The sequence below is a fragment of the Paenibacillus sp. NFR01 genome, from assembly GCF_900111565.1.
GTDB lineage: Bacteria > Bacillota > Bacilli > Paenibacillales > Paenibacillaceae > Paenibacillus_AQ.
In genome coordinates this window covers 1,366,960-1,389,775 of the sequence record NZ_FOIK01000001.1, presented here as the reverse complement: position 1 = coordinate 1,389,775, position 22,816 = coordinate 1,366,960, and the positions used below count along the sequence as shown (strand labels likewise).

General features: G+C 55.8%; 19 protein-coding genes. 17 read left to right on the top strand and 2 right to left on the bottom strand.

Translation table 11 applies throughout. The features are described 5' to 3' along the window. The first annotated feature begins 21 nt into the window (after nucleotides 1-21). The 5 genes from BMW84_RS06325 (at nucleotide 22) to BMW84_RS06305 (ending at nucleotide 6,765) form a co-directional block, all read left to right on the top strand. Nucleotides 22-882 (top strand): DegV family protein, encoded by an 861-nt coding sequence (locus BMW84_RS06325; RefSeq protein WP_091065664.1) that lies wholly within the window; start codon nucleotides 22-24, stop codon nucleotides 880-882. A 16-nt stretch (nucleotides 883-898) separates the two neighbouring features. Beyond that, a complete protein-coding gene (gene recG / locus BMW84_RS06320; protein ID WP_175498694.1) occupies nucleotides 899-2,947 on the top strand; it encodes an ATP-dependent DNA helicase RecG in 2,049 nt (682 codons plus the stop codon). A 65-nt stretch (nucleotides 2,948-3,012) separates the two neighbouring features. Next, nucleotides 3,013-3,300, top strand: a complete 288-nt coding sequence (locus BMW84_RS06315; RefSeq protein WP_091065659.1) for a stage VI sporulation protein F — start codon at nucleotides 3,013-3,015, stop codon at nucleotides 3,298-3,300. Nucleotides 3,301-3,527: 227 nt separating this feature from the next. After that, entirely contained in the window at nucleotides 3,528-3,932 is a 405-nt protein-coding gene (locus tag BMW84_RS06310; protein WP_091065658.1) for a DUF2500 domain-containing protein, read from the top strand. A gap of 100 nt (nucleotides 3,933-4,032) precedes the next feature. Continuing rightward, nucleotides 4,033-6,765: a calcium-translocating P-type ATPase, SERCA-type gene (locus BMW84_RS06305; protein WP_368086708.1), complete on the top strand. Its 2,733-nt coding sequence runs from the start codon at nucleotides 4,033-4,035 to the stop codon at nucleotides 6,763-6,765. Nucleotides 6,766-6,831: 66 nt separating this feature from the next. Here the strand turns inward: BMW84_RS06305 and BMW84_RS06300 are convergent, their stop codons facing one another. Next, nucleotides 6,832-7,758, bottom strand: coding sequence for a C40 family peptidase (locus tag BMW84_RS06300; RefSeq protein WP_091065655.1), 927 nt, complete (start codon nucleotides 7,756-7,758; stop codon nucleotides 6,832-6,834). 329 nt (nucleotides 7,759-8,087) lie between these two features. Here BMW84_RS06300 and BMW84_RS06295 point away from each other — a divergent pair, with 329 nt between their 5' ends. The 8 genes from BMW84_RS06295 to BMW84_RS06260 all read left to right on the top strand — a co-directional run bounded on the left by BMW84_RS06295 (nucleotide 8,088) and on the right by BMW84_RS06260 (nucleotide 17,170). Then, nucleotides 8,088-9,161: an ABC transporter substrate-binding protein gene (locus BMW84_RS06295; protein ID WP_091065654.1), complete on the top strand. Its 1,074-nt coding sequence runs from the start codon at nucleotides 8,088-8,090 to the stop codon at nucleotides 9,159-9,161. Between the two features lie 67 nt (nucleotides 9,162-9,228). Beyond that, nucleotides 9,229-10,158, top strand: a complete 930-nt coding sequence (locus BMW84_RS06290; RefSeq protein ID WP_091065651.1) for an ABC transporter permease — start codon at nucleotides 9,229-9,231, stop codon at nucleotides 10,156-10,158. Then, nucleotides 10,142-10,936, top strand: a complete 795-nt coding sequence (locus BMW84_RS06285) for an ABC transporter ATP-binding protein (RefSeq protein ID WP_091065649.1) — start codon at nucleotides 10,142-10,144, stop codon at nucleotides 10,934-10,936. Before BMW84_RS06290 ends, BMW84_RS06285 begins: the two co-directional genes overlap by 17 nt. Nucleotides 10,937-11,192: 256 nt before the next feature. Then, on the top strand, nucleotides 11,193-11,918 hold the full coding sequence (locus BMW84_RS06280; RefSeq protein ID WP_254772881.1) for an MgtC/SapB family protein: 726 nt from the start codon (nucleotides 11,193-11,195) through the stop codon (nucleotides 11,916-11,918). A gap of 84 nt (nucleotides 11,919-12,002) precedes the next feature. Further along, complete coding sequence (locus BMW84_RS06275; RefSeq protein WP_091065646.1) at nucleotides 12,003-12,992, top strand: aldose 1-epimerase; 990 nt, start codon at nucleotides 12,003-12,005, stop codon at nucleotides 12,990-12,992. 93 nt (nucleotides 12,993-13,085) lie between these two features. Next, nucleotides 13,086-14,894 carry an LTA synthase family protein gene (locus tag BMW84_RS06270; protein WP_139209589.1) on the top strand — a complete coding sequence of 603 codons (1,809 nt, stop codon included), beginning with the start codon at nucleotides 13,086-13,088 and terminating at the stop codon, nucleotides 14,892-14,894. Between the two features lie 48 nt (nucleotides 14,895-14,942). Continuing rightward, nucleotides 14,943-15,572, top strand: a complete 630-nt coding sequence (locus tag BMW84_RS06265; RefSeq protein ID WP_368086714.1) for a TraX family protein — start codon at nucleotides 14,943-14,945, stop codon at nucleotides 15,570-15,572. Nucleotides 15,573-15,658: 86 nt separating this feature from the next. After that, nucleotides 15,659-17,170 carry a copper amine oxidase N-terminal domain-containing protein gene (locus tag BMW84_RS06260; protein WP_091065642.1) on the top strand — a complete coding sequence of 504 codons (1,512 nt, stop codon included), beginning with the start codon at nucleotides 15,659-15,661 and terminating at the stop codon, nucleotides 17,168-17,170. Between the two features lie 82 nt (nucleotides 17,171-17,252). Here the strand turns inward: BMW84_RS06260 and BMW84_RS06255 are convergent, their stop codons facing one another. After that, nucleotides 17,253-18,650: a metallophosphoesterase gene (locus BMW84_RS06255; protein ID WP_091065640.1), complete on the bottom strand. Its 1,398-nt coding sequence runs from the start codon at nucleotides 18,648-18,650 to the stop codon at nucleotides 17,253-17,255. Nucleotides 18,651-18,875: 225 nt separating this feature from the next. Here BMW84_RS06255 and BMW84_RS06250 point away from each other — a divergent pair, with 225 nt between their 5' ends. The 4 genes from BMW84_RS06250 (at nucleotide 18,876) to BMW84_RS06235 (ending at nucleotide 22,810) form a co-directional block, all read left to right on the top strand. Then, nucleotides 18,876-19,481 carry a nitroreductase family protein gene (locus BMW84_RS06250; RefSeq protein ID WP_091065637.1) on the top strand — a complete coding sequence of 202 codons (606 nt, stop codon included), beginning with the start codon at nucleotides 18,876-18,878 and terminating at the stop codon, nucleotides 19,479-19,481. Nucleotides 19,482-19,549: 68 nt separating this feature from the next. Next, on the top strand, nucleotides 19,550-19,744 hold the full coding sequence (locus BMW84_RS06245; protein ID WP_091065636.1) for a DUF2188 domain-containing protein: 195 nt from the start codon (nucleotides 19,550-19,552) through the stop codon (nucleotides 19,742-19,744). 172 nt (nucleotides 19,745-19,916) lie between these two features. Then, entirely contained in the window at nucleotides 19,917-20,930 is a 1,014-nt protein-coding gene (locus tag BMW84_RS06240) for a substrate-binding domain-containing protein (protein WP_091065633.1), read from the top strand. Between the two features lie 56 nt (nucleotides 20,931-20,986). Next, nucleotides 20,987-22,810: a cache domain-containing sensor histidine kinase gene (locus tag BMW84_RS06235; protein WP_091068116.1), complete on the top strand. Its 1,824-nt coding sequence runs from the start codon at nucleotides 20,987-20,989 to the stop codon at nucleotides 22,808-22,810. Nucleotides 22,811-22,816: the final 6 nt, after the last annotated feature.

The following is a 22,816-nucleotide window of genomic DNA, read 5'->3' as shown; positions in this document are numbered from 1 at the left end:
ATGAATTAGGGGAGGAAGCTTATGAATCGCACCATTATCGTTGCGGACAGCACCTCGGACATCCCGCCGGCTTTGGCCGAAAGCAATCACATTGAAATCATTCCGCTTAAATTAATGTTTGGCGAGGAAACGTTTCTGGATGGAGTGGAAATGACGCCGGAGCAGTTCTATGACCGCCTCCCGCGCGCGCAGCAGCTGCCGACCACGTCGCAGCCGTCGCCGCTTGCGTATATGGAGGTCTACCGCGATATCATGCGGCGTTATCCAGGCAGTCCGGTTTTGTCTTTCCACATCTCCTCCGGCCTAAGCGGCACGTATCAGGCGGCGGTCATGGCCAAGGATATGCTGGAGGAAGAAGGGGCCAACATCACGGTGGTGGACTCGCTTTCCGCATCCTACGGCTTTGGTTTTATGGTGGTTCAAGCCGCCCGCTGGGCCAATGAAGGCAAAGGACCGGAAGAAATCCTTCGCCTGGCGGAAGAGTTACGGCAATCGCGCAAGCTGTATTTCCTCGTGGATACCTTGGAATATTTGCAAAAGGGCGGCCGAATCGGCAAAGCATCCGCGTTTCTCGGGACGCTGTTGAATATCAAGCCGATTCTGTCGATCGACGCGGATGGCATCATTTATGCCGTAGAGAAAGTGAGAGGCCGCAAAAAAGCGGTAGCCCGCATGATCGAGCTGTTCAAAACCGATCTGCCGGGCGTAACTAAAATCAACGTGGCCGTGGGTCATACGGCGGAGCCGGCTTCCGGGGAGGAATTCCTGAAGGAACTCTCCGAACACTTCACCCTGGAAGAGCAGGTGCTGACGAACATTGGCCCTGTCGTCGGCAGTCATGTCGGCAACGGTACTTTAGCCGTATTCATCTGGCCCGCGTAAGTAGGGGATGAGGAAGTTGCCATCACTGGATCAAATCGAAGTGAAACAAATCACTGGCGTGAGCGCGCAAAAGCAAAGCGAGCTTCACGCCTTTGGCGTTTTTACCGTTAAGGATTTGCTGGAATATTATCCGTTCCGTTACGAGGATTTCCGTCCCCGCTCGCTGAGCGAAGCCAAACATGGGGATAAGGTTACCGTCGTCGCCAAAGTCATGGGCATTCCGGTGCTCCAGCGTTTCGGCGGCAAATCGCGCGTCAGCTGCAAGCTGCTGGCCGAACCGTGGATGTTTACCGCCACCTGGTTTAACCAGCATTATGTCCGGGAGCAGCTGGCCGCGGGCCGCGAGATCGTCATTACCGGCAAATGGGACCAGAAGCGCAGCAGCATTACGGTATCGGATTACGAGTTCCCCGATCGCGGCGGCGGCAAGACGGGCACGCTGCAGCCGGTCTATTCGGTCGGAGGCAAAATCACGCAAGGCTGGCTGCGTAAAACGATTCTCCAAGGATTGCAGCAGTACGGCGAGCTGATTCCGGAAATTTTGCCGCAAGCCATTATACGCAAATACGACTTTATGTCCCGCAAACGGGCGATTGCAACCATCCATCAGCCGGAGGACACGCGCGAAGGGCAGCAGGGCCGGCGGCGGATGGTCTACGAAGAACTGTTTCTTTTTCAGCTCAAGGTACAAGCCTTCAGAGTATTGACCCAGAGCCGGCAGGATGGCGTCGTCCATACTGTGGATAATGCCACCGTGCGCCAGTTCGTGCGCAGTCTGCCGTTTGAGCTGACGGACGCGCAAAAGCATGTGGAACTGGAGATTCTGCATGACATGCGTTCGCCGGCGAATATGAACCGGCTGCTTCAGGGCGATGTGGGTTCGGGGAAAACGGTACTGGCTGCCATTGCGCTTTACGCCACCGTAAAATCCGGCTTTCAGGGGGCCTTGATGGTGCCGACCGAAATTCTCGCCGAGCAGCATATGCGCTCGTTGACACGGATGTTCGAGCCGTTCGGGATTACGGTCGGTCTCCTGACCGGCAGCATCACCGGCCGCAAACGTAAAGACCTGCTGGCTTCGCTGCAGATGGGCATGCTCGATATCGTGGTCGGCACCCATGCGCTGATCCAAGAGGACGTGTTCTTCCGAGCGCTGGGATTGGTCGTCACCGACGAGCAGCACCGCTTCGGGGTGAACCAGCGGAGCGTTCTGCGCCGCAAAGGATACAATCCCGACGTGCTGACGATGACGGCGACGCCGATCCCGCGGACGCTGGCGATCACCGTGTTCGGCGACATGGATGTTTCGACGTTGTCCGAACGCCCGAAAGGCCGAATGCCCATCACTACCTATTGGGTGAAGCATAACGCGATGGACCGGGTGCTGAACCTGATCCGGCGGGAGATCGACCAGGGCCGGCAGGCATACCTCATCTGTCCGCTGATCGAGGAATCGGACAAGCTGGACGTGCAGAACGCAATTGATCTGCATGTACAGATGTCCCAGGCGTTTCCCGATTACCGGGTTGGCCTGCTTCACGGAAGGATGACGCCGGGAGAAAAAGATGACGTGATGCGCGCCTTCTATCAGAACGACGTGCAGCTTCTGATTTCGACGACCGTCGTCGAGGTCGGCGTCGATGTCCCGAATGCCACGCTGATGATCATTATGGACGCTGACCGGTTCGGCCTGTCCCAGCTGCACCAGCTGCGCGGGCGGGTGGGCCGGGGCAGCCACGCCTCCTACTGCGTGCTGGTTGCCGATCCAAAGTCGGAGATCGGCAGGGAGCGGATGACGGCGATGACGGAAACGGACGACGGCTTCGAGGTGTCGCGCCGCGACCTGGAGCTGCGCGGACCAGGCGACTTTTTTGGCACGAAGCAGAGCGGACTACCTGAATTCAGACTGGCCGACATGACCGCCGACTTCGCCGTCCTGGAGCAGGCGCGGGATGATGCGGCTGAGCTGCTGCGTGACTCGGCGTTCTGGACATCGGCCGAATATGCGCCGCTGCGCGGTTTTTTACAGCGTGAGCAAATATTCCAGGGCGACATTATCGATTAACCGGAACATGCCGGCCTCCCGGCTCATATACATTGGATGATGGATATCCGGGGAGGTGCTGGAGTTTGGGTTATCAACAATACGGGATCAGCCCGCAGTTCGTGGAGCGGGTCAAAGCAAAGATGAAGAATACAGCGGTCAAGGAACGGATCAAGGGTCTGATTAACGGCGTCACGCGTTCGGAGCTGCAGGATCCGGCCGTTGTCCGCAGGCTGGTGAGGAACGCTGCGGCGATATTGAACGAGAAGCTGTCTTCGGTGCAGGAGGAGCAGATTGTTAAATTTGTGATCGCCCAGAAGATTGATCCGAACAATACGTTCCATCTGATCCGGCTGTGGAACATGTTCAGGTAAGAACGGTAAAAAGCCCTTCACGGAGATGGCGTCAGCCAACCAAACGTGAAGGGCTTTTTATGCGCCGGGGAACGGCTAAGGTCACCGTTTACCGGAATTGTTGTCTGCTTGAGCCCGTGGGAATTTTGACAAAATCATGCATTTTACCGGAACGGCTGGTCTTGGGCTGCGTATTCCAGTAGTAGAACGTAATTTACGCATTGAAACGGGGGGGGGGGGGCATTATTTTGCATCAATGGAGCGGAAGCGGATCGCCCGGCTTCTTCGGAAATCTTTTTCAGACGGTCCCATGGTTTATTCTTCTTGTATTCTTGATTATTGTCGGAACCTTTGCTTATGCGCTGATCCGGGCGGTCTTGTCGTGGATGAAGAACAATGCCAGCCCTCCTGTATCCGTGAACGCGGTTGCAGTGACCAAGCGGGCGGAAGTATACGGAGGATCGATGAATTCGCGGGCCAGAACCGATTATTACGTCACCTTTGAGTTGAATCACGGCGAACGCTTGGAGCTTAAGGTTCCTGACAAGTCGTTCGGCCTTATCGTGGAAGGCGACCAGGGACAATTATCGTATCAGGGCACGCGGTTTAAAGGCTTTGAGCGCAGCTTCTCCGGAGCCCGGAGCTACCGCTAAACCGGAGAACATGGCGCAGGCGCATCATCAGTCTCAGTTTTTGGGTAAAACTGCATGCAAGGGGATATCCTACAACCGAATCCGGGAAGGGGCTGGCGGTTTGAATTCGAAAACAACCAAAAGGTCGGTTACAACATCCATGCCGTTTCATACGATGTCCAAGGACGAGGTGCTGCGTCAGCTGGGAACGAGGGAGGAAGGTCTTAGCCGGGAAGAAGTCTCCGCCAAACTCGCCAAGCATGGCAAAAATCTGCTGCAGGAAAAGAAAAATAAACCGCTACTCCTGAAGCTGCTCGATCAATTTAAAAATGTCATGATCTTTATTTTGCTCGCTGCGGCCGTACTTTCGGGAATTTTGGGCGAATGGACCGATACGGTCATTATTCTGGTCGTTGTCATTCTGAACGCCGTACTTGGCGTGATTCAGGAGAACAAAGCGGAACAGGCGTTGGCGGCGCTGAAAGGCATGTCCTCGCCGATGGCCAAGGTGCGGCGCGATGGACAGGTCGCCCAGGTGAAAAGCGAAGAGCTGGTACCCGGCGATATCGTGCTGCTGGAAGCCGGGAACATGGTGCCGGCGGATGTGCGGCTGCTGTCCGCGGCTTCACTGCAAACCGAAGAAGCCGCGTTGACCGGCGAATCGGTTCCGGCCGATAAGCAGGCCGGCGTGCTGGAAGAGGCCGATCTCGTCATCGGCGACCGGACCAATATGGCGTATATGAGCAGCAACGTCAGTTACGGGCGCGGCGAAGGCGTCGTCACAGCAACCGGGATGGATACCGAAGTCGGGCGGATCGCCGGTTATATCTCCGAAGAGGACGAAGACGTCACGCCGCTGCAGCGGAAGCTGGATGAGCTGGGAAAATACTTCACTTATATCATCCTGGGCGTGTGCGCGGTTATTCTTGCGGTTGGGCTGCTGGAAGGCCGCGGGCTGCTGGATATGGTACTGACCTCGATTTCGCTGGCGGTTGCGGCGATCCCGGAAGGGTTGCCCGCCATCGTAACAATTATTCTGGCACTGGGTGTCCAGCGGATGGCTGCCCGCAAGGCGATTATCCGCAAACTGCCGGCCGTCGAGACGCTGGGCAGCACGGAAATCGTGTGCTCGGACAAAACGGGTACACTGACGCTTAACCGGATGACCGTGGAGCGGCTATTTCTCGATGGAAAAGCCGATGACGCCGCGTCCGGGGTAGCGGAGCTGGCGGGCGGCAATCTGCTGCTGTCGGCAATGGCGCTGTGCAACGATTCTTCCATCGACGAGGCCGGCGGGAAACGGGGAGCACAGGCGGATGCGGAGAAGAAGCCGCCGAAGGCTGCCCGCAGCGGCGCAGTGATTCTTGGCGACCCGACGGAAACGGCGCTCGTCGATTACGCGCTGAGCGTGGGCATCGACAAGCGGGAGCTGGAGCGGCGTTATCCGCGCACCGGCGAGCTGCCTTTTGATTCGGACCGGAAGCTGATGACGACGGTCCACAAGGTAGAGGACGGCTACCGCCTGTTTACCAAGGGCGCGCCGGACGTGCTTCTCCAGCGCTGCACGCGGATTCTCTCCGGCGGCGAGGTCGTACCGCTGGAGGAATCGCACCGGCAGCAGGTTGCCGAAGGCAACAAGGCGCTGGCGGGCGAAGCGCTGCGCGTGCTCGCCTTCGCCTATCGGGACGAGGCGCAGGAGCCGGGGCAGCTGACGAGCGAATCGGCGGAAGCGGAGCTGGTGTTTATCGGGCTGGCCGGGATGATCGACCCGCCCCGAGAAGAAGTCCGCGATGCCGTCGAGGTCTGCCGCCGTGCGGGCATCCGCCCGGTTATGATCACGGGCGATCATCGCGATACCGCCGCAGCCATCGCCAGGCGGCTCGGCATCCTCCGCGATGACCGGGGCGTCCTGACCGGCCGGGAGCTGGACCGGATGGGCGAAGAAGAATTCGCCAGACGGGTCACCGACTTCTCTGTGTACGCCCGCGTCTCGCCGGAGCATAAGGTGCGAATCGTCAAGGCATGGAAAAAGCAAGGCAAAATCGTCGCCATGACCGGAGACGGCGTCAACGATGCCCCGGCGCTGAAGGCGGCGGATATCGGCGTCGGCATGGGCATTACCGGCACGGACGTGGCCAAAGGCGTGTCGGATATGGTGCTGGCGGACGACAATTTTACGACGATCGTCGTCGCCGTCGAGGAAGGGCGCAAGGTCTACAGCAATATCCGCAAAGCGATCCAGTTTCTGCTGTCAGCGAATCTTGGCGAGGTGCTGACGTTGTTCATCGCCACCTTGATCGGCTGGCGAATTCTGGAGCCGATCCACATCCTTTGGATCAATCTGGTGACCGATACGTTGCCGGCGCTGGCACTGGGACTGGAGAAGACGGATACCGACGCGATGTCGAAGAAGCCGCGCAAGGCGAGCAGCAGTATTTTTGCCGGCGGGCTGGGGCCTGCCATTATCTATCAAGGAATCGTGGAAGCGGCTTTAACCTTACTGGTCTACGGCTGGGCGCATCATCATTATAACGAGGGCATAGCGGTAACAATGGCTTTCGCTACTCTGGGGTTGCTTCAGATCACCCATGCTTTCAACGTCCGGTCCAACCGCAAATCGCTGCTGCAAATCGGGGTGGCGACCAACCGTTATCTGCTTGGTGCAGGGGTTATCTCGGCCCTTTTGCTTGTGCTGGTCATCCTGATTCCTGGCCTCAATGACTGGTTTGGCGTTACCCACCTGAATCCGGCACAATGGGGAATCGTCTGTGCGGCAGCTATCGGCATCGTATTGATCGTCGAGGCCGTGAAACTGGTTATGCGCCTTTCCGGCAAAGGGAAGGCATGGGATTGAATAAAGGCCGTTGCCCAAAAAGTCCGCCCCGTCTCCGGAGCGGACTTTGGTATGCGCGGCTAATTTTTAGAGCACGCGTGACATATGCAAGAGGACGGTGCTCCAGTAGCCGGAATCCATATCGCTGATCTGGACGCCGGGATCCCCCCAGGTGTGGATCATTTTGCCTCCGCCGATATAGATGCCTACATGGCCGGGAACGGCATCGCTATCGAAGCGTCCGGGAACGGTGAAGAACAACAGGTCACCCTTTTGCAGCTCGTTGGGCTGAATTCGGGTGCCGACATCGTCCTGCTCGCGGGCCAGCCGCGGCAGTTTAACGCCGAACTTTTTAAAAACATGGCGCGTGAAGGAAGAGCAATCGAACTTCTTCGTTTCTTCATACGGGCCGGTCCCGAAATCGTAAGGCGTGCCGAGGAAGGTTTTGGCGTAATCGATCAGGGCATCGACGTCGACGTTCGACGCGCTTTGAATACGCAGCGTATTCGGTCCGTTAATGCCGTTTGCTGCACGGGGCTGAACCGGATCCTTGGGCGGCGCAATATTGATTTCACCGCTCCCCGGATTCCAGCCGACCTCCGTCTGCAGCAGCTTGGACAGCGCCGCCGGGGTCACATAAATTTGCTTGTTGTGGATTTTGGGCGGATCGACGAGCGTAACCTTTTGCCCCAGCGAAAAAACCTGATTCGAACTAGGCTTCAGCATATACATGACGTCCGTATAACCGATTTTGGCGTATCCGCCGCTGTCGCTGTCGTCTTTCATACGGTACCCGAGCGACTGCACCGCCGGTTTGAGCGGAATCCAGTAGCGGCCGTTTTTGTCTGTAAACGATGATTTTTCATAATAGCTGCCGGTCGCCGTACCGGTCGGCATGATCGCGTTGATCTTCGGTTTGCTGTCCTTGGAATAATTGCCGCAAGCGGAGGCGGAAAGGGTACACGCGGCTAGCAAAGCGGCTGCAATGATTCGGGTATGCCGATAAATCGTCATATCACACTCTCCATTATTCAAACTGTAGGCTCAGTTTGCGCAGGGAGATTTTTTTTATGTGAGAGCGAGTAAAGGCAATCTATGTCAAGCCCGGAATGCCATTTTGTCCGCCTGCGGGGGACATTGTGCGCGAATTGTAAAATCTGGCGCAAACATTAAGGATTGACGGATATTCAGGCTCCATTTAAGATTAGTTTAATAGATTTGCTGTATTTATTGTGGCCGGGATGTCTGCCTGCGCTTTAACGCTTTTATAGGTAAAAGCGTCAATGCTTAACCGCTCACATTGATGCACGCGCTGATACCGTAAACAGAAAAGGGGTAATTCGATGAAGAAGAACATGTGGCTTGCGCTGTGTCTGATCCTCGTACTGGCGATTGCCGGCTGCGGGAACAACAATGGAAATGCAAAAAATGCGGCCTCCGGCGGCAATGCGGCGGGCGAAGCAACCAACGCGCCGGCCAATGGAGGGACGGCCGAGAAAACCTCCTATAAAATTGCGATCTCCCAGTATGTCGAGCATCCGGCGCTGGATGCCACCCGTGAAGGGATTATGGCTGCGCTGAAGGACGCCGGGCTGGTCGAAGGCGAGAACCTGACCGTGGACCTGGAGAATGCCCAGGCCGACCAGGCGAATAACATCTCCGTCGCGCAGAAGATCGCCGGGGATAAAAATGACCTCGTCATCGCCATCGCAACGCCGTCCGCACAGGCGGTCGTCCAGGCGGTAAGCAAGGATACGCCGATCCTGTTCGCAGCGGTTACCGATCCGCTGGACGCAAAGCTGGTTACCGATCTTGAGCATCCGGGCGGCAACGTCTCCGGGGCCTCCGATACAAATCCGGAAGCGATCAACCGGCTGATGCAGTTTATTGCCGAGAACTTCCCGAACGTGAAGAAAGTTGGGCTGGTCATCAATGAAGGCGAGCCGAATGCCGTCGTCATGGCGAACATCGCCCAGGAAGAACTGAGCAAACACGGCATAGAACTCGTGAAGGCGGCGGTTACGAATACTTCCGAAGTCAAACAGGCTGCGGAATCCCTGGTCGGCCGAGTGGATGCCTTCTACCTGACGCTGGACAATACAGTGGTGAGCGCGGTGGATACCATCATCCAAATCGCCAATGACAAGAAGATTCCATTCTTCGCGGCAGACCGCGATACGGTAGAGAAGGGCGCTTTTGCAACAGTGGGCTTCAAATACTACGATCATGGCTACCAACTGGGGCAAATGGCTGTAGACGTGCTCAAGAACGGTAAAAATCCCGGCGACATGAAAGTGACGATGCAGGAGAAGCTGGATCTGATTCTGAACCTGAAAGCCGCGGAAGCGCAGGGCATCGAAGTAACGGACGCCATGAAAGCTGCCGTAACCGATCCGGATACAAATCTCATTCAATAATTATAGACATCATACGGGGCGTTTCTACGTTGAAGCGCCCTTTGCCGCTTGAGGGAGGAAGTTTCTTATGCTGGATTCATTGACCGGCGCGCTGGAGCTGGGCCTGCTGTATGCATTTATGGCTCTGGGCGTCTACATCACTTTTCGTATTCTGGATTTTCCCGATTTGACCGTGGACGGCAGCTTTACCACCGGCGGCGCCATCGCCGCAGTTATGATCACCCATGGCTATTCGGCCTGGCTGGCGACGATTTGTGCGTTGCTTGGCGGGATGCTTGCCGGCATGTGTACGGGCTTGCTGCACACCAAAGGCAAGATCAACGGCCTGCTGTCCGGGATCTTGATGATGATCGCGCTTTATTCGATTAACCTGCGGATCATGGGCAAACCGAATCTTTCGCTGATGGGCGAGGATACGGTATTCACTTCGCTGAAACCGCTGGTCGTCATGCCGTTTGCGGTGATTTTCTTCAAAATCCTGATGGATCTATTCCTGCGCACCGACCTGGGTCTTGCTCTGCGGGCGACCGGGGACAATGCCCGGATGATCCGCAGCTTCGGCGTCAACACGGATACCACAACAATTCTCGGCATCAGCCTGTCCAATGGCCTGGTGGCGCTGTCAGGCGCACTGATCGCGCAGTACAGCAGCTTTGCCGATATCTCAATGGGCATCGGGATGATCGTCATCGGTTTGGCTTCGGTCATTATCGGGGAAGCCATCTTCGGCGCAGGGAGCGTCTTCCGCGCAACGCTGGCTGTGGTACTCGGTTCGATCGTATACCGGATCGTCGTTGCCTCTGCGCTGAGGGTTCCTTGGCTTAACGCTTCGGACCTGAAGCTGATTACGGCGATTATCGTTATTATCGCGCTTGTCTTCCCTTCGATTCAGCGTTATTTCAGACAGAAGAGCACGGCCCGTAAACGGACCGAGGAGCTGGCGCGTCTGGCGCTGAACCGCAAGAAAGGAGGCGCAGATTATGCTGAAACTCGATAATGTCTCCAAACTGTTCAATCCAGGTACGCCGGATGAGAAAATCGCTTTGCTTGGCATCGATCTGGAGCTGAACGCCGGCGATTTCGTGACGGTCATCGGCAGCAACGGCGCAGGCAAATCGACGCTGATGAACATTATCTCGGGCGTGCTGAAACCGGATCTCGGCCAAGCGCGGATCGACGGCAGCAATATCAGCTCGCTGGCGGAATACCAGCGGGCCCGCTGGATCGGCCGTGTCTTCCAGGACCCGATGGCCGGCACCGCCCCGCATATGACCATCGAAGAAAACCTGGCGATGGCGTACCGGAGAGGAGAGGCGCGGGGGCTTTCGTTCGGCGTCAACGCAGCCAAACGGAAGATGTTCAAAGAGCAGCTCAGCAAGTTGGGCATTGGCCTGGAGGACCGTTTGCGGGCCAAAGTCGGCCTGTTGTCCGGCGGGGAGCGCCAAGCGCTTAGCCTGCTGATGGCGACCTTCACCAAGCCGCAGATCCTGCTGCTTGACGAGCACACGGCGGCGCTGGACCCTTCCCGCGCGGAACTGATCACCCGGCTGACCGAATCGATTGTGCGCGAGATGAAGCTCACGACGCTGATGGTAACGCATAATATGGACCAGGCCATCCGCCTGGGTAACCGTCTGATCATGATGGACAAAGGGACGATTATCCTGGATATCGATGAACAGCGGAAGAAGGATTTGACCGTGGAGCGCCTGCTAGGCGAATTCGAAGCGATCAGCGGCCATAAGCTGTCCGACGACCGGATGATATTGGGCTAACCTTTTTACCCTCAAGCAACTGCATCATCTGCTGCTGAATTAGGACCTGTTCAACCGCCTGCGGGCGGTTGACGGGTCTTTTTTTTTGAAGCTCTTTTTTTGACCCGCGGAAATGAATATAGCTGTATAATCAAAGCTGGTCTGCCGGGGCGATTTTGCGAAAAATGATTTTTACGGTCCCGACCCGGGTAAAATGTGCTAAGCAAGCGGCATATTTTCTTGTATACTGTTATTTATCTTGACTGGAGGTGGATTCATGATTCTGAACTTTGATATGCATACCGAATCCATTCTGAAGCTGCTCGTCGCGATGCTGCTCGGACTGTTTATCGGCATTGACCGCCAGCTTAAGCAGAAGCCGCTGGGCATTCGCACGAGCATGGTCATCAGCATCGCAAGCTGCCTAGTGACGCTGGTTTCGATCCATGCGTATGACAAATTCGGCGGCAGCGAACATCCGAACATGGACCCGATGCGCCTGGCGGCTCAGATCGTCAGCGGGATCGGTTTTCTGGGGGCGGGCGTTATTCTCCGCCGCGGCGGCGACGCCATTTCGGGATTGACGTCCGCAGCGCTGATCTGGACGGCTTCCGGCATCGGCATTGCGGTCGGGGCGGGCTTTTATCTGGAGGCGGCTTATGCGGTCGTGCTGTTAATGTTTGCTGTAAATGCCGTTCCGCATCTGATCCGCTGGTTCGGTCCCCAAGTGCTCAACAAACACGAAATTTCCGTGAAAATCATCATGCAGCACGGTTATGTGCTCGGCGATCTAATCGGCCAGATCACAATTTGCCACAGCCCTGAAGCGGGCAGGAAAAGAATGGTCCGCACCGTCCGCAGGCTGAAAATCAAAGACCTGGACGACGGCCGGCAGATGATCGATATGGTGCTGACCACGCCGGAGCGGGATTATGCGACCGAGGTCTATAATGATGTCAAGAAAATTGAGAATGTGATGAGCGTAGAAGTGGAGCAATTGTAAAATAGGTGCGGGAGACTGCCCGAATGTGGTAATCTATCAGGTAGAAAGCATTTTTTGAAACTTTCGAAGGGAGAGTTACAAAGCATGACAATTACTGCTTATGAAGGAACATACGAAGGGGAACCCGCGGTATGGCTGAAAGCGGGCAAATACGAGGCTGCAATCCTGCCGGGGATCGGCGGCAACCTGATCTGCTTCCGTGACACCGAAAACGGTTACAATTTCTTGCATGAGCCAGGTGCGGCCGAAATGGACAGCTTCAAAGCCAACCCGGGCATCCATGGCATTCCCGTATTGTTCCCTCCGAACCGTTATGAGGACGGACAATTTCCGTGGAACGGCAAAACCTATCAATTTCCGGTAAACGAAACGGCGACGGGCAACCACCTGCACGGATTTTTGCACACCGCGGCTTGGGAACTGGTTGAATTCGGCACCACGAAGAGCGAAAGCTTCGTCACCGTAGCCATCACCGTTGATGAGAAGCATCCTTCCTATGAATACCTACCGTTCAAGTACACGGTCAAGCTGCGCTATACCCTTGGCGACGGCGGTTTGACGCAGCATCTGCTGGTACATAACGACGGCGAAGAACAGATGCCATGCCTGCTCGCATTCCATACCGCCGTGAACGCTCCGTTTGCACCGGGCAGCGCTGCCCAGGATTACCGCGTCAAGCTGACGATCGGCAACCGCTGGGAGCTGAGCGAGCGTATGCTGCCGACCGGCAAATTCCAGGAGCTGACCGCAGACGAAATTGCCATGAAGGGCGAAGGGCTGTATCCGTTCTACGCACCGATGGACAACCACTACACGGCTGTTCCGCAAAATGGCCGCAACCGCATGGAGCTGACCGACAGCAAAGCCGGCGTTACGCTCGTTTACGATGTCGGCACTTCGTACAAGCAGTGGATGATCTGGAACAACGGCGCAACGGAAGGCTTCTTTTGCCCGGAACCGCAGATCAACCTCGTCAACGCGCCGAAGGTGGATCTCCCGGCCGATGAGATCGGTTTGTTCGGACTGGAGCCGGGCGAATACTGGGAAGAGACCGCCCGTTTCTACGTAAAATAAGGTTTAGCCTTTAAAAAATGGCGGGGAGCAGGATCAAGCTGCTTCCCGCTTTATTCTACCCGCTTAAGCTTTAGATAGGAGTGAAACCTCGCTTTGTTACATCGAAGACCCGCCAAACGAATTATGCTGTTTCTTTTTTTTATGCTGCTGCTGGGTTTCCTTCTGAATTTCTATATGCAGATGGCGTCGCTGAAGATGGACGCCGCCGGCGTCATCGGCTGGATCGGCGCAGAGCCTTGGCTGTATTTGGCCGGCAGTGCATTTTTCTTCTGTATATTGCTGGCCGCGGCGATGGTGCTGCCCAATATGTATGCAGGCCCTGCCTGCTGCACGGCGCTGCTGGTGGTACTTGGCCTTGCCGATTATAAAAAGCTGGCAACCACCGGCGAGCCGCTGTTTCCCTGGGATCTGATGCTGCTGCATAATGCGGGGGAGATGGGCACGATCACCAAAGGAATGTTGTCTCCGCTTGAGCTTATCGCCGGCGGTTTGGCCGTCATTCTTGGGGTCGGACTCGTGCTGAAGCTTCCCCGCGTCAAGCTGCAGCCGCTGAAGCGGATCTTGCTTGCCGTCACCTCGGCCGCAGTGGCTGCCGGCTTCATGATTACCGTCGGCGGCAACACGGCTTTGGCGCAACGGCTCGATTACGAGAACCTGTTCTGGAACCAGAAGGCCAATTATGCGCAGAACGGTTTCGTATTCGCGTTTGCCGGCAATCTGAAGCAGAAGCTGATGAGCGAGCCGGAGGGCTACAGCCGCCAAGCCATAACGAAGATTGCCGCGGCATACGGCGGGCAGCCGGATCACGCGGCAGCGGCGGTTCCGCCGGAAACGCCGAACATCGTGTTTATGATGGACGAAGCTTTTTTTGATCCGACGAGGCTAACCGCTTACGCTTTCAGCCAGGACCCCCTGAGCTTCATCCACAGCGAACGTTCGAAAACGCCGTCCGGTTATTTGCTTTCGCCCGAATTCGGCGGGAACACGGCCAATGTGGAGTTTGAAGCGCTGACCGGTTTATCCATGTACTTTCTGAACGACGGCTCCATTCCGTACCAGCAGCGGCTGGTCAAAATGGATTCGCTGCCGTCCGTGGTCAGCATCTTGAAGGAGCGGGGCTACCGCACGCTGGCGCTGCACCCGTTTGACGAGACCTTCTATAACCGCAACCGCGTGTATCCGATGCTCGGGTTCGACACATTTACTTCCCAGAAGGATCTGCCGGCTGCCCGGCGGATGACGCCCGGCGGCTATATTTCCGACCAGGCCGCCGTCGATGAGGCGGTGCGGGAGCTGAAAACGTCCGATACGCCGGTATTTCTTCATCTGGTGACGATGCAGAACCATTTTCCATTTACGAAAGGGTTAAACGGGGAGAACACGATAAGAATCACAGGCGTTACATCCGATATGAAGGACGAGCTGGAGACCTACACGCAGGATACCCGGCTGACGGATGCCGCCCTTCGCGATTTGCAGCAGCAGCTGCTTCATCTTGAGCGGCCGACGCTCGTCATCTTCTGGGGCGATCATCTGCCGGCTTTATCCTCCGGCATTTATTCCGCTTCCGGTTGGGATCAGGAGCCGAGGCTGAAGCATGAAACCCAGCTGATGATGCTTGCCAATTATGATATTGGCGACAAGCCGCTTGGCACCCTGAGTCCGGCATTTATCGGGCCAACGGTGTTTGGGTATGCCGGACAAGCGCTGCCTGCATATTACAAAATGCTGGAACAGGTGCGCGCCGAGCTTCCGGGCTTAAGCAAATCGGTGCTGATCGGCGCAAACGGCGAAACCGTCACCGGATTAAGCGAAGTCCAGAAGAAGCTGCTGGACGATTACCGGATGGTGGAGTACGATCTGCTGGAAGGCAAGCAATATGCACGTGATTTGATGTTCTGAACGGGCAGGGGAGGAGAACACCATGCAGTTTATCGCCATGCTGACCACATCGGCTATATCTTTTTTCCCCGGGATTTAGTATGGAGGGAGATTGGCCGGATCGCCTTTCCGCTTTATTGCTACGCGCTTGTGCTCGCCCATCAGCATACGTCATCCCGGAGCCGCCATCTGGTGAGGCTGCTGCTGATTGCGCTGCTCTCGCAGATTCCCTACAATCTGGCGCTGGATCCCGCAGGATGGAATGTCGTGTTTTCGCTGCTTCTTTCGGGCGCCGTACTGCTGCTGCTGGATAAATACCGGTCTCCATGGATTGCCGTCCCGGTTATTCTTGGCGCGCTTGTGCTGATGGACCGGCTGCCTTTTGATTACAATGCTTATGGTCTTCTGCTGGTGCTCATCTTCCGGTATTTACGCCCAAAATGGCTGGTTCCGGCTCATTTTGCGCTGAATCTCATTTTTCTCTTCTATTATGGTTGGCTGGTGCAGTTGCTCAGCATTATTCCGACCATCTTCATTGCCTACACGCCGGCGCTCTGGAGAAAAATCGAAGGCGTCCGGGCACCGCGTCTGCTCTGGAGATCCTTTTACCCGGTGCATCTGACGATTCTTGCCGTTTGGAAGATTCTGCAATTTGGGAATGGGGTATCTATTGATTGGCGGAGCTTAATAAACATATAGACTTTTTACAAACAACATGACATATTAGGGGAAGATTCCGCTTATGGTTAAAAGATGCAACGAATTCACGGAAAAGGAGATGTGCTATGAAAAAATGGAAAACCAGAATGCTGCTGCCGCTGCTCGCCTTAATGCTGATTGCGGCCGGCTGCCAGTCCGTCTTCGGTTTTGACGTCACGAAAGCGCTGCTTGGCGATCTTGAGGTCAAATCGTCGGAATCGAGTCTTACGATGTCGCTGAAAGCCGTGCCTGCTCCGGGAATCAGCGAAGAAGATCAGCAGATCGTCGATCTTATTAATTCTTTATCGCTAACAATTGGCCATTTGAAGCAGCAGGAGAACGGCAACCTTTCGGCTTCGGGCCAAGTCGGATACAAAGGCGCCAATATTCCGTTTTCGCTCTTTATGGATGACAAGGCCATTGTCTTCACCGCAGAGGGGGCCAAACAGCCGTTTGTTTATCCTATCGCCGACTACAGCCAGGCTGCAGGCGTGGAAGGACTGACGCCGGAGCAGGGCAAGGAAATCTCCAAGCTTCTGACCACCTTCATTGTGAAAAATCTTCCGAACCCGTCATCGCTTAGCGTCGCGAATGTAAGCGAATCGGTATACGGCGAGAACTTAAGCCTGACCAAGGTGCATGCCGAGGTGACCGGCGAACAGCTGCCGGGGCTGGCGAAAAGCTTCCTGAAATCGGTCTCCAAGGATACCGAGGGTTTCACGGCACTGCTCAGCGGACTGTACGATTATCTGTATCCGCTGCTTGAACGTACGGGCAACGGTTCCGTGGATCTGGACGAATTTGGTCTGGGCAAGGTTCCGATGAATGACAAAGAAGGCGTCGTAACAGTGGCGCATGACGCCGCCAAGCTGGCCATTGATACGCTCCTGCTGCAGTACGATAGCACTTTAGCCAGCCTGTATGAAGAGGCCCCGGAACTGAAGACGGTTCTCAGTGCGAATACGAAACTTGGCGTCGATCTGTTCGTGGACAGCGGCTTCCATATCCGCAAGCAGAATATCGCATTGAACATTGCGCTGCCGACAAGCGAATCGCTGCCGCTGCAAAGCGTGTCGCTCCAGGCGACGACCCAGGTATGGAACGTTAACGGTCCGGTTACCGCCGACGCGATTGATGCGCACGGGGCGATTGACCTCTCGCAAACATCGCTGACCCCGGGACAAATGCTGCGCAGCTTCGAACCAAATTCCGCGGTTTACGGTATTCTGAAGAACGACTTCGGCATTACGGCCAGATCCGTGGTCATTGCCCCGGATGACGATATTTACTATCCGATCGTGATTCAGGGAACAACGTATGTGCCGCTTCGTTATATCGCCGAGGATCTGGATGCCGCGCTGGCCTGGAATGCCGTCGACCGCTCCATTTCCGTAACCGACGATGTTTACGGCGATAAGGTCGTCTTCAAGATCGGCTCCGACCAGGCGCTTGTGAACGGTATGGCGCTTAAGCTGCCAAGACCGGTGTTTGTCGATGAATACGGCAGCGCCTATGTGCCGCTCCGCTTTATCGCCCAAGCGCTGCATGCCGAAGTGTCGACCGACGAAGACGGTTATCTGTACATCGATCGCCCGTAATCTGTCCAGAGCAAAAAGGAGCTGTCCGATACGGACAGCTCCTTTTTTATGCTTATAGCCTTCACCTTCCAAGTGCCTTATGTCATTGCGGTACGGGCAAAGTCAGTTCCAGCGAAACATTGCTTTTGTTTGTTTTTTCTGTGGACATGCTGCGGATGTAATCGGCCATAAAGCCTTCGCCGGCTTCCTCCCATAACTTATAGCCCGGCAGCGCCTTGATTTCATCGAGGTGCTCGGCAACGGTGCCGGCAAAATAAAAGATGTTAAGCCGGGCCATCACTTCGGCCATGGAAGCTTTTTCCGCCTCGGTGTTGCCGCTGTCCTTCAGCCGTCCCATCGATTTGGCGTAGGATTCCTCGGTGAACTTCTTTTCGGCATAGGCGCGGAAATTCAGCAGGTTCTCATCTTGGCTGCCCTTCGCCTTGGCCCAGCCTTCAACATCCACCGCAGCCGTATGGTAAGTGAAATGATGACTTCCGGCTTCATAGGTCATAGCGCCGTATTGATGCGGATTGACCGCCATCGCGCTTGTGGCGATGTCATACACCGGGAGCAGCTTCGCCGCCGCAGGATCATAGACATCCGGATCGGGATCGCGGCGGATATCCTGCATATGAATATGGCCGGACAATACGAGACCCAGGCCGTCCTTGCGCAGCGCCTTCATCACTTCCTGGGAATTGTTGAGCTTAAAGCCCGATACCGCCAGCGAAGTATGGCTGATCAGGTTATGGTGCATCACCGTGATGACGGAGGCTCCGGCCTGTTTGGCTTGTCCGGCGATTCCCTCCATCCAGACAAGCGTCTCCGGCAGAATGCGGCCGTCGGTCTGCGGGAAGTTATATTTTTCATTATTCATATACTGCGCGCTGTCGATCATAAGCAGCCAAAGGCCCGGGGCGGCTTGTACCGCATAACTGAGGCTTTTGTCGTCGCGCGAAAAAGCTTCGTTGTACCCGTAATCGGCGTACAGCTTGAGAAAGTCCTTGTCGGTTATATGATCGGCAATGACCTGTTTATCGCCTTTAAATGAACGGGCCCACGGATTCAGAATATCGTGGTTCCCCGGAATGACATAGACCTGGGTTCCGTCTTGTTCGAGCTTGGCCAGCTTCTCGACCAGCTTCTTGTGGCTGGCAGCTTCGCCGTTGTTCGTCAGGTCGCCGCTCAGAATCAGAAACTTCGGCTTCTTCAGATCCGCATCGCGGACCAGCGCGTCCATCAGCTCGTCGCTATAGGGGAGCATTTTGCCGTCGCCGCCGTTGACATACGTTTGAAAAGCTTTACCGCCATCCTGCAAGCCCGGGTCCAGATAGTGGGTATCGGTAGCCACCCAGAAGGAGACTTGGCCGGATTCGCCGGCGGAAGCGGTTGGCGCCGGAAGCGCCGCGGCGGGGGCGGAGGGCTGCTTGCAGCCGCCGACAATCATCACGGAGGCCAGGAAAAGGGCGGCGGCCGCCGGACGTAACGAAATTTTCATGAACAGTACCTGCTTTCAGCGTCATTGGTGATCATTGTAGCATTTCTCGGGTATAGAAAATAGTAGGCCGGCGGGGCTGTGCATAGATTTTCGTAAAATTGTGACAATAAGGTCTGAGCGTTATGCAGACTGAAAAAGATTAGAAAATTTAGGTTGCATTTCAGAAATAAAAGTATTAAGATATAGAAAAGTTAGTAACTAAAATAAATGGAGGTAGTTATATTTATGTCTACATCTACACAATTCCTGAACGCCGTCAAAGAAAGACGTTCCGTCTATGCCATCAGCAGCGAATCCACCATTTCGGACAAAGAAATCGTCGAATTGGTTGAAACGGCCGTATTACATAGTCCTACTTCCTTCAACTCCCAAAGCTCGCGTGCGGTTGTACTGCTGGGTGAGCATCATCACAAGCTGTGGGATATCACTGCTGAAACGCTGCGCAAGATCGTGCCGACCGAACAATTCGAAGGCACCGCGCAAAAGCTGGCTTCCTTCAAAGCCGGACACGGCACCGTGCTGTTCTTCGAGGATCAAAATGTCGTAAAACACCTGCAGGAGAACTTCGCGCTGTATGCCGAAAACTTCCCGATCTGGTCCAACCAATCTTCCGGCATCCTGCAATTCGTAGTGTGGACGGCTTTGTCCGAGCAAGGTCTCGGCGCTTCGCTCCAGCACTATAACCCGCTGATCGACGATGAAGTGAAATCGACCTTCGGCCTTCCGGCGGAATGGAAGTTGATCGCTCAAATGCCTTTCGGCAAAGTCGTGACCGAACCGGGCGAAAAGGAATTCCTGCCGATCGAAGACCGTGTAAAAGTATTCCAATAAGCACAGGTGTTTAGATCTGCCGCACCGCGGTAAATAAAGAGTATCATCCCGACCAAGGAGGTAATCTTATGCCGTGGACCAAAGAGGATTATCCCGATTCCTTGAAAAATTTTACCGCCCCGGTGCGCAACAAAGCGATCGAGATCGCCAACGCGCTGCTGGATGACGGGTACGGAGAGGGCAGAGCCATCTCGATCGCCACTGCGCAGGCCAAGGAGTGGGGCGAGCATCACGATAAGCAGATCCGTCTTAAAGGGCATTAGACCGCGAAGCCGCAGGCTCCAGGCCGCATAGCAATCCCCGAAATCAAAAACCGCAGGACTCCGGTATACGGAGCCTGCGGTTTTGCTGTATTTTTCCGCGCTTCCAATCTCGAATTAAACAGGTTATTATGGCTGTAGCTATCCTACCAACATTCCTGAAAGGGGTTACATTGTGAAAAAGCTGTGGCTGGTCTATGTGCTGCTGATCGGCATTTTTCTCGTTTACGTGCTGAACTACAAGCTGCATAGCAGCAATACGGATACTTGGGAGGCCGCGGGACTGCGCGGCAGCATTGAAGATAAATACGTGATGGTTACTTTCCAGCTCGGCATCGATTATTGGAAAAGCGTGCTTAAAGGCTTCGAGGATGCGGCCGAAGAACTCAACGTTTCAGTCGAATATCACGGCTCGACCCGGCATGATGCGGCGGAGCAAATGACCGTGCTGGAGCAGATCATTGCCAAAAAGCCGGCAGGCATCGCCGTCTCGGCGGTCAATTCGAAGCTGCTGACCGAGACGATCAATAAAGCGGTGGACAGCGGAATTCCGGTCGTTTTGTTTGATTCGGGCGCGCCTGACAGCAAGGCGTATTCCTTCCTGGGTACAGACAACTACAAAGCCGGCGTGGAGGCGGCGCGGAAGATGGCGGAGCTTACCGGAGGTAAAGGGGACGTTGCGATTATCACGACGCCGGAGCAGCATAACCACCAGGAGCGCACGGACGGGTTCACGACCACAATCCGCAGCGAGTTCCCGGAAATGAAGCTGGTTGCCGTCAAGGACGGACGCGGCGATCAAGTGGCTTCGCGCGATGCGGCGGAGAAACTGCTCTCGGCGTATCCGCAGCTGGCCGGGATTTTTGCGACGGAATCAAAGGGCGGAATCGGCGTGGCTGAAGCGGTGGAACGGAAGCTTGGCCATGCCTCGGGGCTGAAAATCATCAGCTTCGATACCGATAAAGGCACGCTGGACCTCGTCAAGGAAGGCAAGATTGACGCCACCATGGCCCAGGGAACATGGAATATGGGCTACTGGTCGCTCTTGGAACTGTTTGAGCTGCACCGCGATTTGCAGGAAGACCGGGATGCGTATGCGAACAATAAACCGCTGCCGGTTCCCGACAAGGTGGATACCGGCATCGACATCGTTACCCGGGCAAACGTGGACAATTATTATGCCAGATAGAGCAGCCTTGGGAGGTGCGGCCGGTGCGTAGGGAACGGGCGTTTGACAAACTGAAAATGAACAACATGCCGATCCGGTATAAGCTGATCATTCATTTTCTGCTGATCAGCATTTTGCCGTCGATCGGGCTTGGCCTGCTGATCGGCTGGACCGTGGACCGGAGGGTAGAGCAGCAGAGCAATGAAAACACCATGCAGCTGATCGGCAAGGTGAACACGGCGCTGGAGAACGACGTCGAGAACCTGCAAAAGATAACCTATCTGATCTCCTTCGACCCCGGGGTGCAGGCTTTCCTGAATGGACAGTTGGCGAACGGAGCCGCGCAGGCGCAAACGGTAAACGGCGAGTCGGCCGAATACAATATCCGCAAGTTCCTGCAGGGCTTTACGACGCTCAGTTCGGAGATTGCGGGGATTATGCTGGTCAATCAGAACGGGGATTTCATCAGCAACGAGATGTATACCCGTCCCGGCACCACAGTGACTGCGGAAGCCTGGTATAAGGAAGCGGCGGCGAATAAAGGGATTTTCAAGATCATCGGCCATCCTTACGGGCGCTCCGTCATGTCCCATGTGGATTACAAGGAAAGCGAAATCGTCTCGGCGGTCCGCGCGATCGTCGATCCCGATACCCAGGTGGTTCAAGGCGTGGTGCTGGTCGATTTGAAGCTGCGGGTCATCGCCGAAACGGCCCGGGACGTCACGCTGGGTAAGACGGGATATTTAACCGTAGTCGATGACAGCGGGGAGACCGTCTACGCGCCGAAACATCCGTTCATGGAGACCATTCCCGCGGGGCTCTTCACCGAATCTTCGGGGATTACCTCGGAGCGGGTCGGCGGCCGGGATATCCAGCTTATTTACCGGACGTCGGCGTTTACGGGCTGGACAACGGTGGGCGTTTTTCCGATGGACGAATCGGCCTACGGGGTCCGCGAGATAACCTTCAACGTGGTGACCTTCGTGTTTGTCGTCTGCATGCTGGGGATGACGGCATCATTTTATCTGGCGTATTCGATCTCAAGGCCGATCGGCCAGCTCGCTTCGTTTATGAGCAAAGCGGAGTCGGGAGACCTTACCATCCGCTACTGGGGCAAACGGTCGGATGAAATCGGCCTGCTCGGCAGAAGCTTTAATACCATGCTGGCCCAGATCAGCCGCCTGCTGTCGCTGACGGAGCTGCAGGCCCGCCAGAAGCGGGAAGCAGAGCTGCGCAGCCTGCAGGCGCATATCAAGCCGCATTTTCTGTACAACACGCTGGATACGATCCACTGGATGGCGCGCAACAAAGGAGCGGAAGATATTGCCGAGGTGGTACAGTCGCTCTCCAAGCTGTTCCGGCTGGGCTTAAGCAAAGGCAGCGACATCATTCCGCTCTCGGATGAGCTGGAGCATATCGTCAGCTATCTCAAAATCCAGCATGTCCGTTACCGCAGCAAGCTGACGTATTCGATCGACGCCGAACCGCGGCTGATGGAGCTGTACGTGCTGAAGCTGCTGCTGCAGCCGATGGTGGAGAATGCGATCTATCATGGGATCAAGGAACGGCGCGGCCCCGGTCATCTGAAAATCGAAGTCACGGAGCGCGGCGGCGACTTGTATTTAACGGTCAGCGACGATGGAGCCGGCATTGCGCCGGAGAAGCTGGCACAGCTTAGGCAGCGCCTGGCGTCGGCCGCAACGGGAGCCGGCCATGACGGAACAGAGAATGACCCAGGCACGGCGGAGCAGACGGGAGGATACGGCATCTTGAACGTGCAGGCACGGATCCGGCTGACGTACGGCGAGCCGTACGGCCTCAGCATTGACAGCGAGCCGGGTAAAGGAACGGTCGCCACGATACGGCACCCCATTGTCCGCAATAATAACAAATACCAATAAGCGCGC

Coding starts and splice junctions, on each gene's coding strand:
- BMW84_RS06260 (WP_091065642.1), top strand. CDS start 15,659: ATGAAAAAATGGAAAACCAGAATGCTGCTGCCGCTGCTCGCCTTAATG.
- BMW84_RS06285 (WP_091065649.1), top strand. CDS start 10,142: ATGCTGAAACTCGATAATGTCTCCAAACTGTTCAATCCAGGTACGCCG.
- BMW84_RS06290 (WP_091065651.1), top strand. CDS start 9,229: ATGCTGGATTCATTGACCGGCGCGCTGGAGCTGGGCCTGCTGTATGCA.
- BMW84_RS06255 (WP_091065640.1), bottom strand. CDS start 18,650: ATGAAAATTTCGTTACGTCCGGCGGCCGCCGCCCTTTTCCTGGCCTCC.
- BMW84_RS06235 (WP_091068116.1), top strand. CDS start 20,987: ATGAACAACATGCCGATCCGGTATAAGCTGATCATTCATTTTCTGCTG.
- BMW84_RS06250 (WP_091065637.1), top strand. CDS start 18,876: ATGTCTACATCTACACAATTCCTGAACGCCGTCAAAGAAAGACGTTCC.
- BMW84_RS06295 (WP_091065654.1), top strand. CDS start 8,088: ATGAAGAAGAACATGTGGCTTGCGCTGTGTCTGATCCTCGTACTGGCG.
- BMW84_RS06280 (WP_254772881.1), top strand. CDS start 11,193: ATGATTCTGAACTTTGATATGCATACCGAATCCATTCTGAAGCTGCTC.
- BMW84_RS06275 (WP_091065646.1), top strand. CDS start 12,003: ATGACAATTACTGCTTATGAAGGAACATACGAAGGGGAACCCGCGGTA.
- BMW84_RS06245 (WP_091065636.1), top strand. CDS start 19,550: ATGCCGTGGACCAAAGAGGATTATCCCGATTCCTTGAAAAATTTTACC.
- BMW84_RS06300 (WP_091065655.1), bottom strand. CDS start 7,758: ATGACGATTTATCGGCATACCCGAATCATTGCAGCCGCTTTGCTAGCC.
- BMW84_RS06325 (WP_091065664.1), top strand. CDS start 22: ATGAATCGCACCATTATCGTTGCGGACAGCACCTCGGACATCCCGCCG.